Annotated in this window: 12 protein-coding genes; 2 read left to right on the top strand and 10 right to left on the bottom strand. The window is 61.1% G+C overall.

The annotated features are described in order from the left end of the window. Window positions 1-49: 49 nt before the first annotated feature. The 10 genes from BLU71_RS24330 to glnE all read right to left on the bottom strand — a co-directional run bounded on the left by BLU71_RS24330 (window position 50) and on the right by glnE (window position 13115). A complete protein-coding gene (locus tag BLU71_RS24330; RefSeq protein ID WP_064363177.1) occupies window positions 50-958 on the bottom strand; it encodes a glycosyltransferase family 2 protein in 909 nt (302 codons plus the stop codon). Continuing rightward, entirely contained in the window at window positions 951-2705 is a 1755-nt protein-coding gene (locus tag BLU71_RS24325) for a carbamoyltransferase (protein WP_042607761.1), read from the bottom strand. Before BLU71_RS24325 ends, BLU71_RS24330 begins: the two co-directional genes overlap by 8 nt. 336 nt (window positions 2706-3041) lie before the next feature. Beyond that, window positions 3042-4493 (bottom strand): lipopolysaccharide kinase InaA family protein, encoded by a 1452-nt coding sequence (locus tag BLU71_RS24320; RefSeq protein WP_042607760.1) that lies wholly within the window; start codon window positions 4491-4493, stop codon window positions 3042-3044. Then, a complete protein-coding gene (locus BLU71_RS24315) occupies window positions 4493-5245 on the bottom strand; it encodes a lipopolysaccharide kinase InaA family protein (protein ID WP_083354055.1) in 753 nt (250 codons plus the stop codon). The genes BLU71_RS24320 and BLU71_RS24315 overlap by 1 nt, the downstream gene beginning before the upstream one ends. Further along, complete coding sequence (locus BLU71_RS24310; protein ID WP_042607758.1) at window positions 5242-5976, bottom strand: lipopolysaccharide kinase InaA family protein; 735 nt, start codon at window positions 5974-5976, stop codon at window positions 5242-5244. Before BLU71_RS24310 ends, BLU71_RS24315 begins: the two co-directional genes overlap by 4 nt. Next, a complete protein-coding gene (gene rfaP, locus BLU71_RS24305; protein WP_064363185.1) occupies window positions 5976-6782 on the bottom strand; it encodes a lipopolysaccharide core heptose(I) kinase RfaP in 807 nt (268 codons plus the stop codon). Before rfaP ends, BLU71_RS24310 begins: the two co-directional genes overlap by 1 nt. Then, window positions 6782-7903, bottom strand: coding sequence for a glycosyltransferase family 4 protein (locus BLU71_RS24300; RefSeq protein ID WP_042607756.1), 1122 nt, complete (start codon window positions 7901-7903; stop codon window positions 6782-6784). Before BLU71_RS24300 ends, rfaP begins: the two co-directional genes overlap by 1 nt. Further along, window positions 7903-8964, bottom strand: coding sequence for a lipopolysaccharide heptosyltransferase I (gene waaC, locus BLU71_RS24295; RefSeq protein WP_042607755.1), 1062 nt, complete (start codon window positions 8962-8964; stop codon window positions 7903-7905). The genes BLU71_RS24300 and waaC overlap by 1 nt, the downstream gene beginning before the upstream one ends. A gap of 1 nt (window position 8965) precedes the next feature. Continuing rightward, window positions 8966-10000 carry a lipopolysaccharide heptosyltransferase II gene (gene waaF / locus BLU71_RS24290; protein ID WP_042607754.1) on the bottom strand — a complete coding sequence of 345 codons (1035 nt, stop codon included), beginning with the start codon at window positions 9998-10000 and terminating at the stop codon, window positions 8966-8968. A gap of 175 nt (window positions 10001-10175) precedes the next feature. Further along, on the bottom strand, window positions 10176-13115 hold the full coding sequence (gene glnE / locus BLU71_RS24285; RefSeq protein WP_083354054.1) for a bifunctional [glutamate--ammonia ligase]-adenylyl-L-tyrosine phosphorylase/[glutamate--ammonia-ligase] adenylyltransferase: 2940 nt from the start codon (window positions 13113-13115) through the stop codon (window positions 10176-10178). Between the two features lie 384 nt (window positions 13116-13499). Here glnE and aceE point away from each other — a divergent pair, with 384 nt between their 5' ends. Next, on the top strand, window positions 13500-16145 hold the full coding sequence (gene aceE / locus BLU71_RS24280; protein ID WP_042607752.1) for a pyruvate dehydrogenase (acetyl-transferring), homodimeric type: 2646 nt from the start codon (window positions 13500-13502) through the stop codon (window positions 16143-16145). 11 nt (window positions 16146-16156) lie between these two features. Then, window positions 16157-18118 (top strand): dihydrolipoyllysine-residue acetyltransferase, encoded by a 1962-nt coding sequence (gene aceF / locus BLU71_RS24275; protein WP_064363194.1) that lies wholly within the window; start codon window positions 16157-16159, stop codon window positions 18116-18118. The last annotated feature ends 55 nt before the right edge of the window (window positions 18119-18173 follow it).

The following is an 18173-nucleotide window of genomic DNA, read 5'->3' as shown; positions in this document are numbered from 1 at the left end:
GCCCCCTCAACATCACGCGCCACAGGTACGCAGAAATCAATAATCCGGTTTATCGAAACAGCAGGCGCAGCGCTTTGCGCAAGTACGACCAACGCCCCAGGATGTGCCAGTCGGCCCGTAGCGCTTGCATATAGAAGGTCTTCGCCAGCGCGTACTCACGATGCGAGTAGCAATCCCGGAACAATGACAGGCAACGCTGCGCCAGATAGGCCTGACGCAAATCATGAAACTCTTGGGGCATTCGCCGACTGGAAAAGACCTCGCTGACAACCTGTTCGGTACCCGCCGCAAGACTCTGGTGCAGGTCATGACGCATGCTGTCTGCGTGCTTGTAAATGAGCGCCAGTGGTTGCTGCAGGACGCTGCAAGGGAACCGCGCCAACACCTGCGCGAAGACCGGCAAGTCCTCGACGTTGCGCAACTGTTCCGGATAGTTGCCCGGTGCGAACACCTCGCGATGCATCGCACAGGCGCCGTTGGAGATCGACACGGTTTTATCCAGCAGATAGCCCTTGACCCGCTGTCGCACCGTGGCAGGCAATGGCTTTACAGGCTGCAGGCTGCGTTTGCCCCCGGAGAAAACCGACCAGTGCGCGCCGATGATCATTCTGGTCTCGGGGTTGCTCGCGATATGTCGCGCAAGAGCGGCCAGCGCCCCCGCCGCCATTTCGTCATCAGCGTCGAGAAACACGAGAAAACGCCCGCTGGTTTCCTCGATCCCGCGGTTGCGCACGCAGGAAAGTCCGCCATTGCTTTGTCGTATTGCCCGAAATCGTCCGGCATGCTCGACCAGCAGTCTGTCCAACACTTCAGGCGTCGTGTCTGTAGACCCATCATCGATGACCAGCAGATCCGCTGCGGCCTCGTGCAACTGCGCCAATACCGACTCCACTGCCCGTGGCAGCGATCTGGCGTAGTTGTACGCGGGGATCACGACGCTGATCAGTGTTTCAGTCAAGACCGTTTCCTTGCACGCCTTCTTTGACGACAAGAATATCTTCCATGATCAGATATTGCAGGTCAGAGCCGAAAAACATGTTCAGGGCGTCAGTCGGCGAGCAGATCATCGGTTCGCCCCGACGGTTGAGCGACGTGTTCAGCGATACGCCGTTACCGGTCAGGTCTTCCAGCGCCTTCATCATGTCGTAGTAGCGCGGGTTGTACTCACGCTTGAGCACCTGAGCGCGTGAAGTACCGTCTTCGTGAACGACTTCCGGGACGCGCGTCTTCCACTCCTCGGCCACTTCGAACGTGAAGGTCATGAACGGCGCGGGGTGATCGATCTTGATCATCTGTGGCGCGACGGTGTCGAGCATCGACGGGCAGAAAGGCCTCCAGCGCTCACGGAACTTGATCTGGTGGTTGATGCGGTCAGCCACACCGGGAATGCTCGGGCAACCGATGATCGAACGACCGCCAAGTGCACGCGGGCCGAATTCCATGCGGCCCTGGAACCAGGCCACCGGATTGCCCTCGACCATGATCTTGGCAATCTCTTGCGGCATGTTGTCGAGTTTGCGCCAGGTCGGCTTGTTCTCATGACGGGCGCAGGCGGCAATCACATCTTCGTTGCTGTAAGACGGGCCAAGGTAGACGTGCTCCATCTTCTCCACCGGTACGCCACGAGCATGGGACACGTAAGCGGCGGCGCCTACGGCCGTACCAGCGTCACCGGATGCCGGCTGGACGAACAGCTCTTTGATGTCGTCGCGGGCAATGATTTTCTGGTTCAGTTTGACGTTCAACGCACAGCCGCCGGCGAAGGCCAGCTTGCCGGTTTCCTTGAGCACATCGCCCAGGTAGTGGTCGATCATCTGCAGCGCCAGCTTCTCGAACAGCGCTTGCATGCTGGCGGCGTAGTGAATGTAAGGCTCGTCGGCGATGTCGCCTTCTCGCTTCGGCCCCAGCCACTCGATCAGCTTCGGAGAAAAGTAGAAGCCTTTGCCCTTCTCTTTATAGCGGCGCAGGCCGATGACGTTGGCGTAGTCGGTGTTGATCACCAGCTCGCCATTCTCGAACGAGGCCAGACGCGAGAAATCATATTTGCTGGCATCGCCGTACGGCGCCATGCCCATGACCTTGAATTCGCCATCGAGCATCTCGAAGCCGAGAAATTCGGTGATCGCACCGTACAGACCACCGAGGGAGTCCGGATCGAAGAATTCCTTGATCTTGTGGATCTTGCCGTTTTCGCCGTAGCCGAAGAAGGTCGTGGCGTATTCGCCCTTGCCGTCGATGCCGAGGATCGCGGTTTTCTCTTTGAAACCCGAGCAGTGGTAGGCGCTGGAGGCGTGAGCCAAGTGATGCTCGACCGGCTCGATCTTGATTTTCTTCGGATCGAAGCCCAGTTGCTCCAGGCACCAGACGATCTTGTTGCGATAGCGCTTGTAGCGACGGTTGCCCATCAGGATCGCATCGAGCGCGCGATCCGGTGCGTACCAGTAGCGCTTGGCGTAGTGCCAGCGGGCTTTGCCGAACAGGCTGATCGGGGCGAAGGGAATCGCCACTACGTCAACGTCGGAAGGTTTGATGCCAGCTTGCTCGAGGCAGAACTTTGCCGATTCGTAGGGCATGCGGTTCTTTGCATGTTTATCGCGTACGAAGCGCTCTTCTTCTGCCGCCGCGACCAGCTTGCCGTCGATGTACAAGGCTGCGGAAGGATCATGGCTAAGGGCGCCGGACAGGCCAAGAATCGTCAATGCCACAGGGGTCTAGCCTCTTTAGTCTGCATGCAGGCGCGATGCGCCTTGAAAATTGATGTGTCCTCGCACAGGGCGAGTGACAGCTAAAGGGCGGGATTATAGCGTAAACGTCACTGAAATTACCCTGTACGAATTGACTCGTGGCGATCGGAGGAAAGAAACCGGGCGCGAGTATTCAAGTACAGCCCGCCCCCGAGCAACCATCCGGTGAAATTAACATCGGAGCCCAGCAGAGCACAGTTGATGGCTTCCACAGAAGTTGTAGGACAAATCGCGGTTTTCTGTCCGCCAACGCAAACGGGCATCTTTCAACGCATTCGCGCCCTTTCGCCAAAGCCTTCAACCAGCGCCGGGGGCTGCCTTCGGCAACCGCTGATCAATCGCCTTGTACAATGCACTGCTTTCAGGCCAGTTGCGCATGAATCGCGCGCGATCACGGGCATAGGCCGGTGCAAAACTGCCGTCGGATCCATGCTGACACATCGAATCCAGATCGATCAGCGCCCAGCGATCCTGCTGCCAGAACAGATTGTGCCCCTTGAAATCGCCATGACTGATGCGCTCGGCGATCAACCGGGCAAACAGTTGATCCAGCGCCTGCAACTCGGCTTCCGGTGCCTGGCCACTCTCCACGTAGGGCGCGAAGCGCTCGATGATGTCCGGCCCAGGCAGATACTCGGTGACCAGATAGGCACTGCGACGCAGCCACAAAAAGCGCTTCTCCAGTACCGCCAGCGGTTTCGGCGTGGCGATGCCAAGAAAGGCCAGACGATTGCCTTCGCGCCACGAGTGCCAGGCCCGGCTCGGGCGCCAGAAGCGTTTGAGCCAATGGGCAAAACCCTTGATGTTGTAGCGCTTGATCACCAGCGTGCGGCCGTCCGCCTCGACTCGGCCGACGCTGGCCGCGCCGCCGGTCTTGTACAGATGCCCCCGATCAAGCAAGGCGTCTGCCTGATCGAGCACTGGCAACATGGCAGCCTCTTCTTCGCGGCGAATCGCGCGCAAAGCGAATGCGCCGCGGTGAACCGAAAACAAGGTGCAATCGCGGCCGACCTTGATCAGATAATCCCTGAGTCGCCAGCTACGAACCTTGTCGATCTGCTTCTGCAATGCCTCCAGTGGCAAGGCATGTTCGCTGTTGCTCAACAGGTAATACACCAGCAATTCTTCAGTGAACGGTTCGAGTGACTTGGGCAACTGGGCGAAAAATACCCCGAGGTTTTCCAGCACCTTTTGCCGCGACAACGGCTGCCCCGGCGTTTCGGCACGCACGCCAGCACCATCGATCAGATACAGCTGAGCGCCGTGGCGCAGCAGATTGTCCAGGTGCAGATCTTCCTGCCAGAGTCCTTTGCCGTGTAGCCGGCCGATCGCATCCAGCGCTTCGGCCAACACCGCCGTTTGCTCATCAGCCAGGACGGGCAGCGACTCGACTTTCGCCCAGGCATCGCCGAGGCTTTCAGCCTCCTCAAGAAAGTCGAACAGCAGCCAGCCGCCCTCGCCGTCTTTCAGGCCATCAGCCAACAGCAGCGGCGTGGTCATGCTCTGGGCGGCCAGCAACCGCACGCCTTCGAGCTCACGCTGGAAATGCCGGGCGGCTTTGCTGCCCACCAGCAATTTCGCCAGTACCGGCCGGCCACGCCAGACCCCGGCACCGACATAGCGCTGCCCAGGCAACACCCGCAGCAGACTCAGCAATTGCAGATCCGCCGCACCGGCCGCATCCGCCAACGTCACAGTCAGCGGTAAAGAAGGTGTGCGCCCGGCCAGGGCCAGCTCGGACAAGCGCATCAGCGGGCCTCCTTGTGGCTGCGCCGCGCCGTCAGCCGCACCAGCCAACGGTCGAGCAGTGAACTGTCATCCGGCTGATCCAGATAAGCCGCGAGCAATTGCCGCAAGTCTGCCTCGCTCCACTGCGGCGCGCGGCGTTGCAACGGTTCCAGATCCTTGACCCGATCGCGCATGCCGAACAGCAGCGGCCGGGTTTTCTCCAGATCGATCAGCTGCGCCTCATAGCCGTCGCCGGTGGCACGGAGAAAAATATGCTTGGGATAAAAACAGCCATGCACCTGCCGCACGCCGTGCAGACGCCGCGCCAGCAATCCGCAAGCCTTGAGGATGGCCGAATGTTGCGCGGCGCTGAGTTGGGCCCAGCGTTCGAGCAACGAATCCAGATCGCTCCAGCCATCCAGTGCGCGGGTGAGCAAAATGGCGCGCACTTCTCCGTCGATCTTGCGCTCACCGAAAAACGCCGCCTGCAGCGCCGGAATGCCGAGCTTGCGATAGCGGCTGATATTGCGGAATTCGCGGGCGAAACTCGGCTCGCCAAAGGGCGCATGCAAGGTACGCGTCAGATAGTTGCTCTGACGCTTGAGGTAGTAACCCTGGCCTTCCAGATCCAGGCGAAACACGCTGCTCCAGCCGCCACCGGCAGTGTTGGGCTCATCCACAGCCTCAAGCTGTTTGGCCCACAGCGCATCGAAAGTGCCGAGACCGTGACGCTCCAGCAGCGCACGGTCTTGTTCGGCGAGAAAATCAGTCATTCCCGTCCCTCAAAAAATCTCACCACGTGCCGAATCCGTTTCTTGTCGGCGACATCGAGCCGATCGCACTGGCGGTATTGCTTATAGAAGCGCAGGCGCTGGGTATTGGACAGGTGATATTTGGCCAGCTTGTCGAGACAGGCCAGGTCCTTGGTGATTCGGTACTTGAGCCAGAAGCCGCGCCAGAATTCGCCATTGGGGCAGTCGATCAGAAAAATCCGCGCCTGATCATCGATCAACAGGTTGCGCCATTTCAAGTCGTTATGGGTAAAGCGGTGATCATGCATTGTCCGGGTATAGCCGGCCAGTTGACGACTGACGCCGTCGACCCAGGCGCGATCTTCAAGCTTGGGATCCTTGCGCTCGGCCAGTGCCGAGAGGTCTTCGGTGTTGGGCAACTCACGGGTGATCATCGCGCCACGATCGTAGGCCGCGCCCCGCCGCTCCAGCCCCCAGGCCACCACCTCGGCGGTGGGAATGCCCCACTTGGCGAAGCGCTTGAGGTTCTGCCACTCCATCTTCACCCGCGGCTTGCCGAGGTAGCGGCGCAGGCCCTTACCGGCGCCGACGTAGCGCTTGACGTAGTAATTGACACCGTCGCGCTGCACGCGGATCACCTCCGACAGCGGATCGCGGGTCAGGCGTTCACCCTGCAACGCAAACACAGCTTCGAGGCTGCCGAAATCTTCGGCAAGCTCGCTGTACTGCGGCTCAAGCGTCCAGCCCGCCATCAGAGCGCGTCCCCGTAACGCTGCTTACGCTCGTAGAGCTTGTCGGCCTTGCCTTGCAGCCAGTTCAGCAGCGGCGCTTCCTGCGCCAGAATCTGCCGCAGCGGCTGCTGGAAATAGCCCTTGAGGAAACGCAGTTTGTCGCGGCGGGTCAGGCCGATATCCAGCGCCGAAAAGTACAGCGCCGCCAGGTCCTTGTTGCGCCAGCGTTGAGTGATCTTCGCGCGGGTCTGGGCACGGTGCAGGTCGATCACCGAGAGCTTGAAATCTTCCGGCGTGACCGGCTTGTCGGTGTGCAGCAGGAAGTGGCAGATGTAGCAGTCACGGTGGTTGACCCCGGCGCGGTGCATCATGCCGGTCATCCGCGCGACTTCGGCAATCAGCGCGCGCTTGAGCTTCGGCTCCGGCGGCTGTTTGACCCAGTCGATGCTGTAATCTTCGAGACTGATGGTCGGCGCCAGTTCTTCGGTGACGATAAACGAATGCTGATCCGCCGGATTGCTGCCCTTCTCGCCATAAGCGACGGCGGTCATGGTCGGCACGCCGACCTCCTGCAACCGCTGAATGGCTTTCCACTCTTGCCCGGCGCCAAGCACCGGCAGTTTGGCGGTCAGCAGATTCTTGAAGATTTCACCCCAGCCGATGCCACGGTGGATCTTGACGAAAAAGCCATGGCCGTCGACTTCCGTGCGCAATGTCCGGCGCGCTTCCAGCTCGCGGTATACCTCGCCCTGCAAGCCTTCGACTGCGGCGAACGGGTCGCGTCCGGCCCAAAGGCTTTTGAACGGTTCAGCCAGCATCAACTTCATTAAGCGTGCTCCGCCAGAATCACATCGGCCGCGTGCTGCGGCATGCTGTAGAGGTCGGCCGTCTCGGCGAAGGCCAGACCGTTACGGCTCCAGGCCGCACGTGCAGCGTCGTTGCTCAACATCTCGGTCAGGTACTGCGTCAGTTGCGCCTGCTCGAACGGCTCGTCCAGCACTCGCCCGGCATCAGCCTCGGCAATGTAATGGGCGTAACCGCAGACCGCGCTGACCAGCACCGGCAACCCCGCCACCAGCGCCTCAAGCAGCACGGTGCCGGTGTTTTCGTTGTAGGCCGGGTGAATCAACAGATCGGCGCCAAGCAGAAAACGCGGGATATCGCTGCGCCCTTTGAGAAAGGTCACATTGTCGCCCAGGCCCAGCGTCGCACTCTGCATCTGGAACAATTTGGGGTCATCCTGGCCGATTACAAACAGCCGCGTGCGTTTGCGCAATTCGCCAGGCAATCCGGCCAGCGCTTTCAGGCTGCGATCGACACCTTTGGTCTTGAAGCCGGAGCCGATCTGCACCAGCAGCAGTTCGTCGTCCTTGAGATTGAATTCGGCGCGGAACCCGGCGCGGATTTCATCAGCATTCGCTGGACGCCGACGATCCTGGGCGATGCCCGGCGGCAGCAGGTGGAAGCGTTCGAGCGGGGTGTCGTAATACTTGATGAACAGTGGCTGCTGCACTTCGGAAATCATCAGTACTTCGGTCTTCGCGTCTTTGGCAAACACCGCGCGCTCGTACTCGGCGAAGTGGCGATAGCGGCCCCAGCGGCGGTACAGCGAGTTACGCAGGTTCTGCGCCTTGTCTTCGAAGCAGCCGTCGGCGGCGTAGTAGACGTCGAGGCCCGGCATCTTGTTGAAGCCGATCAAACGATCGACCGGGCGCCTGGCCAGATCCGCTGCCATCCACGCGCTGAGTTTTTCGTTGCGGCGGTGATTGAAGAACGCCTTGACCGGCGCCACCAGCACTTCAAAGCCCGGCGGTACGTCGCCTTCCCAGATCAGCGTGTAGACGCGAATCTGATGACCACGCTTCTGGCATTCGAGGGCGATGCGCATGAAATCGCGCTGCAAGCCACCGAACGGGAAATATTTGTACAGGACGAATGCCAATTGCATCAGCGCAGCTCCTCAGCCATCAACAACGTGCTCAGTCGACTGGCGACACGCTCGGGATTTACACGCGTGAAGCACAAGGGCTGCTCGCGTTTCAGGTCAAACTGACGGGCATCCTGCTCGGTCGGTTGATAAGTACATTTCTTCTGCAGGCAAGGCGCGCACGGGAAGTCGCTGGCCAGATGAATCTGCAATTTGCCGTAAGCGCCGGTCAGGCCCGGGTTGGTCGGGCCGAACAACGAAATGGTCGGCACGTCCAGCGCAGCGGCCAGATGGCCGAGTCCGGTGTCCACCGCCACGCAAGCCTGCGCGCCGGCGAGGACTTTGCCGACGCCGGCCAGATTCAGCTTCGGCAGCACTTCGGCGTGCTTGAAACCGGCAGCGATGCGCTCGGCGCGGGCCTTTTCCTGCGGGTTGCCCCACGGCAGTCTGACGCCGACGCCAAGATAGCCAACGCGCTCGGTCAGCTCGCGCCAGTAGAGTTCCGGCCAGTGCTTGGTGTCCCAGGTGGTGCCGTGCAGGAACACCACGTAGGCATTCCTGCGTGGCAACTCGACCAGTCGTTCGACGTTGAGGCCGTAATCGCCAAGGCCTTTGGGCAAGTCGTACCCGAGGGCAATGGCGAACAACTGCCGCACGCGCTCGACGGCGTGCTGACCACGGGCCACCGCCAGTTTGCGGTCATAAAAACGCGAAGCCATCGGCTCACGGGCCGAACCTTTATCGAGACCGGCCACCGGCGCTTTGACGTAGCGGGTCAGCCAGGCGCTTTTCAGCAGGCCTTGGGCATCGATCACCAGATCGTATTTGTTCGCGCGCACGCTTTGCTTGAAGCGTTTCCACTCACCGCTGGTAATGGTCTTCCAGATATTTTTGCGCCAGCGGCGGATCGCCACCGGAATCACTTTGCCAACGGCCGGGTGCCAGGTCGGGATCTCGGCGAAGCCTTCTTCCACCACCCAGTCGAATTTGATTCCGGGAATGGCCCGGGCGGCGTCAGTCAGCGCCGGCAACGCATGAATCACGTCGCCCAGCGATGAAGTCTTGATCAGCAATACCCGCAAGTTAATGAACCTCGACCACGGAGCCCTGCAGTTTCTGCAAGGCATCATTGACCGCATCCGGCATCAGCTGGCGCAGGCAATTGTAATGGCCGAAACGGCAGGTGCGATCAAAGCAAGGGCTGCATTCGATGCCCAGGCGCACGATCTCGACCTGCTCGGCCAATGGCGGGGTGAAGCCCGGCGAGGTCGAGCCGTAGACCGCGACCAGCGGACGATTCAATGCCGCAGCGACGTGCATCAGACCGGAGTCGTTGGACACCACCGAATCGGCGCAGGACAGCAGATCGATGGCCTCGGCCAGCGAGGTACCGCCGCTGAGATTGACCGACTCTTCGCGCAAACCCGGGATCAGCCGGGCGCGAATGTCTTCGCCCACTGCATGATCGTTTTTCGAGCCGAACAGCCATACCTGCCAGCCTTCGCGGATGCGCGCTTCGGCGACCTTGGCATAGTGCTCGGACGGCCAGCGCTTGGATTCGCCGAACTCGGCGCCGGGGCACAGGGCCAGGACCGGGCGATCGAGGGTCAGACCGAATTTGGCCAGGGCCGCTTCGCGGGTGACCGGGTCGATTTGCAGACTCGGCCGCGGGTACGGCTTCGGCAACTCGGCGTTCGGCTCGTAGGCCAAAGCCATGAACCGCTCGATCATCAGCGGATAGCGTTGTTTGTCGAGGGTGCGCACGTCGTTGAGCAGGCCATAGCGGAATTCGCCGCGCCAGCCGGTGCGCTTCGGGATGCCGGCAAAAAACGGCACCAGCGCCGACTTCAGCGAATTGGGCAGCAGGATCGCCTGATCGTACTGGCCGCGCAGGGATTTGCCGATACGCCGGCGCGTCGCCAGTTCCAGCGCACCGTGGCCGAGCGGGAAGCTCAAGGCCTTGCGCACTTCGGGCATGCGCTCAAGGATCGGCCGGCTCCATTCGGGCGCCAGCACGTCGATTGCGCATTGCGGGTGGCGCTGTTTGAGGCACTGAAACAGTGTCTGCGCCATCACCATGTCACCGACCCAACTGGGCCCAACGATCAGAATATTCATGTGGTTTCCAAAAACGAACCGGGGAGGCATTTACGCCTCCCCGCCTCGATAATCATTGTGGAAGCGGCGCTGCTGGCGATGGGTCACTTGCTTCAACATGACTGTCGACTGTCATTCCGCTATCGCGAGCAGGCTCACTCCTACAGGGTTTTGCATCCGGCCATACATTTGTGGCTCAGCTTAGCCCCAACTCTTTCCAAATCCGCAAAACCTGCCGGCGTTCGTCGGCAAACTGGTCGCCCGGTATCACCCCGGCGTCTTTCTGCAAGGCCTGCCGATGGGCGGCGGAGCGGTAGGCCTTGTAGGCCTCGCGCAACAGGCTGGCATCTTCGGCGGGCATCAGCCCTTCGTGTTCCAGCTCTTCCAGAATGCGGATGTTATCGGTCCAGCGCAGCAGCGGCGGATGGCTCTGCGACCACGCCAGGGCCGCGTATTGCACCATAAATTCAATATCGACGATACCACCGGCGTCCTGCTTGAGGTCGAACGGCACGCCTGCATCGAAAGCATTCGCCGCAGTACCGGCCGCGGTAATCCGGGTGCCGAGGTTGTCGCGCATCTTCGCGCGCATCTCGCTGACTTCCTGTTGCAGCCTGGCCAGATCTCGCGGTTTGCCCAATACCTGTGCGCGGACCTTCTCGAAAGCCTGGCCGACATCCTGACTGCCGACCAGCACCCGCGCGCGCACCAAAGCCTGATGCTCCCACGTCCAGGCTTCGTTTTCCTGATAGCGGGCAAACGCGCCGAGGGAACTCACCAATAGTCCGGAAGCACCGGACGGACGCAGGCGCATGTCCACTTCATACAGCTGGCCGGAGTTGGTCTGCGCCGTGAGCAAGTGAATGATCCGCTGCCCCAGGCGCGTGAAGAACTGCGCGCCATCGATGGATTTCGGCCCATCGGTTTCCGCCTGCGGATCGCCGTCGTGGATGAACACCAGATCCAGATCCGAACCATGCCCTAATTCAATGCCGCCGACTTTGCCATAACCGACAATGATGAAGCCGGGATCGCACAAGGTGCCATCGGTGCGCAGCGGCGTGCCGTACTTGGCCACGGTCTGGCGCCAGGCGAGGGCCAGCACTTGTTCGAGAATCGCCTCGGCCAGCCACGTCAGGTAATCGCTGACTTTCATCAACGGCAGACTGCCGGCGATTTCCGAGGCAGCCACGCGCAAGCGATGCGCCAGTTTGAAATGGCGCAGGGCTTCCATTTGTTGTTCGAGGTCGTCCTCGGGAATCCGCGTCAGGCGCTCGCGCAACTCGGCCGCCAGTTCCGGCGCCAGCGGCGGTTTGAACAGCCGGCCCTCGTTGAGCAATTCGTCGAGCAGCAGCGGGAAGCGAGTGATCTGCTCGGCAATCCACGGGCTCGCCGCACACAGGGTCAGCAAACGCCGCAGCGCACCGGGGTTTTCCGTGAGCAACACCAGATACGCCGAACGCCGAGCCACCGCTTCCACCAGTGGCAGCACGCGCTCAAGTACCAAGTCGGGATTGTCGTGCTCTACCGCTTGCGCGAGCAGTCGCGGAATAAAGGCATCGAGACGCTCGCGCCCCAGTCGCTGCATCGCGCGCAATTGCGGACTGCCGCGCAAACCGGCCAGCGCCTTCAGCGCTTTGCCGGCATCGACAAAACCGCCCTCCTGCAACTGTCGGCACGCGGCCTCTTCGTCTTGTTCTTCTTCCCACAATGGCAGCCATTCACCACCGACCACCACTTCGCTTTCGCTACCCTCTTCCTCGTCGGGATCGGCAATCACCTGGGCGAAATGCCAGGCCACGCGGCCGCGCCAGAACATCAATTGTTCATGGAAGGCCGACCAATCGGCGAAACCCAGCATGAAGGCGATACGCGCCTGATCCTGCGCATTGTCCGGCAGCATTTGCGTCTGCCGATCGGCAATCGCTTGAATCGCGTGTTCGGTGTAACGCAGAAACTCGTAACCTTCGCGCAACTCACTGACCACCGCCGGCGGCAGATAGCCCTGCCCCTCCAGCGTGCTCAGCACCTTTAATAGAGGACGCTGTTGCAGGCTCAGGTCGCGGCCACCGTGGATCAACTGGAAGGCCTGAGCAATGAACTCGACTTCACGAATGCCGCCGGAGCCGAGTTTGATGTTGTCGGCCATGCCCTTGCGCCGCACTTCCTGCTGGATCAACTGCTTCATGGTGCGCAGCGCTTCGATCGCCGAGAAGTCCAGATAGCGCCGATAGACGAATGGCCGAAGCATGTCGAGCAACTGCGCACCGGCGACCTGATCGCCAGCCACCACCCGCGCCTTGATCATCGCGTAGCGTTCCCAGTCGCGGCCCTGATCCTGGTAATACTGCTCCAGCGCATTGAAGCTCAGCACCAACGCACCGGACGATCCGTATGGGCGCAGACGCATGTCAACGCGGAAAACGAAGCCGTCGACCGTCATCGGATCGAGGGCCTTGATCAGACGCTGACCGAGACGAATGAAAAATTCCTGATTATCCAGCGAGCGCTTTACGCCCACCGTTTCGCCGCCTTCGGGGTAGGCGAAGATCAGGTCGATGTCCGAGGACAGATTCAGCTCGACCGCGCCGAGTTTGCCCATGCCGAGGATGACCATCTGCTGCGGCAGCCCGCTGCGCCGGCCGGTCGGTGTGCCGAATTGCTCGCAATGGCGGCTGTACAGCCACTGATAAGCCTGATCGATGGTGGCGTCGGCCATGTCCGAGAGGTCGCGGCAGGTCTGCACCAGATCGGCCTGGCGGGTCAGGTCGCGCCAGATGATCCGCACCTGATGGCGCGCGCGCTGGCGGCGCAGGGCACGGCCGAGCTCATCCTCGCCCTGCGCGCTGTTCGCGGCGGCAGCGATCTGCGCGCGCAACTCGCCGGGCGCAAAGGGTCGGTCGAGTTCGCCGGACGCCACCAGCGACAGCAACATCAAAGGGTCACGAACGCTCTGTTCAATGACAAACTCGCTGGCGGCGGTGACGCGGGCAAATTGCGCCCAGCGCTCCGGCGACCAGTTCGACAGGCCGTGATCGTCTTCAAGGGCGGCGACGGACGTACGGAACGACTGCTCGGATCGGCTGACCAACGGCAGGAGAATGGCGGGCAGTTCGGCAAGCGCGGGCAGGGTCATGGTCTATCCTTGATCGGCGTATAAGGGGCCGCTTGTAGTGAATGATGAAAACCCGCTACGTGAAGGACTGTCGAACAAAAGTTAGAAATAGCTGAAATTTCTGCTTCTTTGGCATCCAGCATCAAACTTTCACCTTATTCGGATGGAAATCGACCCGCCTTAACGATTATTCTCACAACGCAGTCGGAGGCCACAAGCCTTTCATCTGTAGTTTTACTACTCGTCTATACATTCGAAAGGCTGAAATGCCGGAAGATTTGTAGTAAAACTACACGCCGCCGGAACAACCTGTCGGCAATCCAAGAATTTTAAATCGTCTGCCCACAAGGCCAGTCGCAAACTCAGGCAACCGATTCTGGAAGCCTTTCCGCCCTGGAGCAAGCCATGCAAGACCTCGATCCCGTCGAAACCCAGGAATGGCTGGACGCCCTGGAATCGGTTCTCGACAAAGAAGGCGAAGACCGTGCTCACTATCTGATGACCCGTATGGGCGAACTCGCGACCCGCAGCGGCTCGCAGCTCCCTTACGCGATCACCACGCCTTACCGCAACACGATCCCCGTTACCCACGAAGCACGCATGCCTGGCGACCTGTTCATGGAACGCCGCATTCGCTCGCTGGTACGCTGGAACGCGATGGCCATGGTAATGCGCACGAACCTGAAAGATTCGGACCTGGGTGGTCACATCTCCAGCTTCGCTTCCAGCGCGACCCTGTATGACATCGGCTTCAACTATTTCTTCCAGGCCCCGACCGACGAACACGGCGGCGACCTGATCTACTTCCAGGGCCACACCTCGCCAGGCGTTTACGCCCGTGCATTCATGGAAGGCCGCATCACCGAAGACCAGATGAACAACTTCCGCCAGGAAGTCGACGGTCAGGGCCTGTCGTCCTACCCGCACCCTTGGCTGATGCCTGACTTCTGGCAGTTCCCGACCGTATCGATGGGTCTGGGCCCGATCCAGGCGATCTACCAGGCGCGCTTCATGAAGTACCTGGAACACCGCGGTTTCATCCAGCCGGGCAAACAGAAAGTCTGGTGCTTCCTGGGCGATGGCGAGTGCGACGAGCCGGAATCCCTGGGCGCGATCTCCCTGGCCGGCCGCGAGAAGCTGGACAACCTGATCTTCGTCATCAACTGCAACCTGCAGCGCCTCGACGGCCCGGTTCGCGGCAACGGCAAGATCATCCAGGAACTCGAAGGCGTGTTCCGCGGTGCACAGTGGAACGTGACCAAAGTCATCTGGGGCCGTTTCTGGGACCCACTGCTGGCCAAGGACGTCGACGGCATCCTGCAACGTCGCATGGACGAAGTCATCGACGGCGAGTACCAGAACTACAAAGCCAAAGACGGCGCGTTCGTTCGCGAGCACTTCTTCAACACGCCTGAACTCAAGGCAATGGTTGCCGATCTGTCCGACGACGAGATCTGGAAACTCAACCGTGGCGGCCACGACCCGTACAAGGTCTACGCGGCGTACCACGAAGCGGTCAACCACAAGGAACAACCCACCGTCATCCTGGCCAAGACCATCAAGGGTTATGGCACCGGTGCCGGCGAAGCGAAGAACACTGCGCACAACACCAAGAAGGTCGACGTCGAGAGTCTGAAGCTGTTCCGCGACCGCTTCGACATTCCGGTCAAGGACGAAGAACTGGAGCACCTGCCGTTCTTCAAGCCAGAGCCGAACAGCGCCGAAGGCCGCTACCTGGCCGAGCGTCGTGCCGCACTGGGCGGTTTCGTGCCACAGCGCCGCGCGCAGAGCTTCAGCGTACCGACTCCGGATCTGGATACCCTCAAAGCCATCCTCGATGGCTCCGGCGACCGTGAAATTTCCACCACCATGGCCTTCGTGCGGATCCTCGCGCAACTGGTCAAGGACAAGGAAATCGGCCCGCGCATCGTCCCGATCATCCCGGACGAAGCCCGTACCTTCGGTATGGAAGGCATGTTCCGTCAGTTGGGCATCTACTCGTCCGTCGGCCAGCTCTACGAGCCAGTCGATAAAGACCAAGTGATGTTCTACAAGGAAGACCAGAAAGGTCAGATCCTTGAAGAAGGCATCAACGAAGCAGGCGCCATGAGTTCGTTCATCGCTGCCGGTACTTCGTACTCCAGCCATAACCAGCCGATGCTGCCGTTCTACATCTTCTACTCGATGTTCGGCTTCCAGCGTATCGGCGACCTGGCCTGGGCCGCTGGCGACAGCCGTACCCGTGGCTTCCTGATCGGCGGCACCGCCGGCCGCACCACCCTGAACGGTGAAGGTCTGCAGCACGAAGACGGTCACAGCCACCTGCTGGCCGCGACCATCCCGAACTGCCGCACCTACGATCCGACCTACGGCTACGAGCTGGCGGTGATCATTCAGGACGGCATGAAGAAGATGACCGAAGAGCAACAGGACATCTTCTACTACATCACCGTGATGAACGAGTCGTACCAGCAGCCAGCCATGCCGGCCGGTGCCGAAGAAGGCATCAAGAAAGGCATGTACCTGCTCGAGGAAGACACTCGCGATGCGGCGCACCACGTTCAGCTGATGGGTTCCGGCACCATCCTGCGCGAAGTGCGTGAAGCGGCGAAGATCCTGCGTGAAGAGTTCAACATCGGCGCTGACGTGTGGAGCGTTACCAGCTTCAACGAACTGCGTCGCGACGGCTTGGCCGTAGAACGCAGCAACCGTCTCAAACCTGGCCAGAAGCCGAAGCTGAGCTACGTCGAAGAGTGCCTGAGCGGTCGCAAGGGTCCGGTCATCGCCTCTACCGACTACATGAAGCTGTTCGCCGAGCAGATTCGTCAGTGGGTACCGTCCAAGGAATTCAAAGTCCTGGGCACCGACGGTTTCGGCCGCAGCGACAGCCGCAAGAAACTGCGTCATTTCTTCGAAGTCGACCGTCATTTCGTGGTGTTGGCAGCCCTGGAAGCACTGGCTGACCGTGGTGATATCGAACCTAAAGTCGTGGCAGAAGCCATCGTCAAGTTCGGCATCGACCCGGAAAAACGCAACCCACTGGACTGCTGAGGAGACATTTTGTGAGCGAACTCATTCGCGTACCTGACATCGGCAGCGGTGAAGGTGAAGTAATTGAACTGTTTGTGAAGGTCGGCGACCGCATCGAAGCCGACCAGAGCATCCTGACCCTGGAATCGGACAAGGCCAGCATGGAAGTGCCGGCCCCGAAAGCCGGCGTCATCAAGAGCCTGAAAGTGAAGCTGGGCGACCGCCTGAAAGAAGGCGACGAACTGCTCGAGCTGGAAGTCGAGGGCGCCGCAGAAGCGGCCCCTGCACCTGCCGCCGCTCCTGCGAAAGCCGAAGAGAAACCGGCCGCAGCCCCTGCTGCTGCCGCGCCTGCCGCTGCCCCTGCTGCCGCTTCGGTACAGCAAGTGCACGTGCCGGACATCGGTTCTTCGGGCAAGGCGCAGATCATCGAAATCCAGGTCAAGGTCGGCGACAGCGTCGAAGCTGATCAATCGCTGATCACCCTGGAATCCGACAAGGCCAGCATGGAAATCCCGTCGCCGGCCGCTGGCGTGGTCAAGGCCATCAGCGTCAAGCTCAACGACGAAGTCGGCACCGGCGACCTGATTCTGGATCTGGAAGTGGCAGGTGCTGCGGCCCCTGCTGCTGCCGCCCCGGCTCAGGCTGCTGCGCCTGCTGCCGCCGCTGCGCCAGCCCCGGCTGCTGCTCCGGCAGCAGCGGCCGCTGACAGTGTTCAGGACATCCACGTCCCGGACATCGGTTCGGCCGGCAAGGCAAAGATCATCGAAGTGCTGGTCAAGGCCGGCGACAGCGTCGAAGCCGACCAGTCGCTGATCACCCTGGAATCCGACAAGGCCAGCATGGAAATTCCATCGCCAGCGGCTGGCGTGGTCGAAAGCGTTTCGATCAAGCTGGATGACGAAGTCGGTACCGGCGACCTGATTCTCAAGCTTAAAGTCAAAGGCGCAGCACCTGCTGCTGCACCGGCTCCGGCTGCTGCACCGAGTGCTCCGGCACCTGCCGCTGCTGCTCCGGCCGCCGCTGCACCTGCTGCACCTGCTGCCGCTCCAGCCGCTGCGCCGGCCAAGCCTGGCGCGAAAGTTCACGCCGGCCCTGCCGTGCGTCAACTGGCCCGCGAGTTTGGCGTCGAGCTGAGCGCTGTTGGCGCCAGCGGTCCGCACGGTCGCATCCTCAAGGAAGACGTGCAGGTTTACGTCAAGGCGATGATGCAGAAGGCCAAGGAAGCACCGGCCGCTGCTGGCGGCGCTACTGGTGGTGCGGGCATCCCGCCGATCCCGGTGGTCGATTTCAGCCGTTTCGGCGAAATCGAAGAAGTGCCGATGACCCGCCTGATGCAGGTCGGTGCCGCCAACCTGCACCGCAGCTGGCTGAACGTGCCGCACGTGACGCAATTCGACTCGGCGGACATCACCGAGCTGGAAGCCTTCCGTGTTGCGCAGAAAGCCGTGGCCGAGAAGGCTGGCGTCAAGCTGACCATCCTGCCGCTGCTGCTCAAGACCTGCGCGCACCTGCTCAAGGAGCTGCCGGACTTCAACAGTTCGCTGGCACCAAGTGGCAAGGCGATCATCCGCAAGAAGTACGTGAACATCGGCTTCGCCGTCGACACTCCGGACGGCCTGCTCGTGCCGGTGATCAAGAACGTCGACCAGAAGAGCCTGCTGCAACTCGCTGCCGAAGCAGCTTCGCTGGCTGAAAAGGCCCGCACCAAGAAGCTGTCCTCGGACGAGATGCAAGGCGCCTGCTTCACCATTTCCAGCCTCGGCCACATTGGCGGCACCGGCTTCACGCCGATCGTCAACGCGCCGGAAGTGGCGATCCTCGGTGTTTCCAAGGCAACCATCCAGCCAGTCTGGGACGGCAAAGCCTTCCAGCCGAAGCTGATGCTGCCACTGTCGCTGTCCTACGATCACCGTGTGATCAACGGCGCAGCCGCCGCACGCTTCACCCAGCGTCTGGGCAGCCTGTTGGGCGACATCCGCACCATCCTGCTGTAACCCGAACGGCCCTCCGGCAACGGAGGGCCGCTTGCTGCACCCTTTCGAGCGCCAC

Source organism: Pseudomonas moraviensis (assembly GCF_900105805.1).
Taxonomy (GTDB): domain Bacteria; phylum Pseudomonadota; class Gammaproteobacteria; order Pseudomonadales; family Pseudomonadaceae; genus Aquipseudomonas; species Aquipseudomonas moraviensis_A.
The sequence above is the reverse complement of the archived record's forward strand: the minus strand, read 5'-3'. Positions and strand labels throughout refer to the sequence as shown.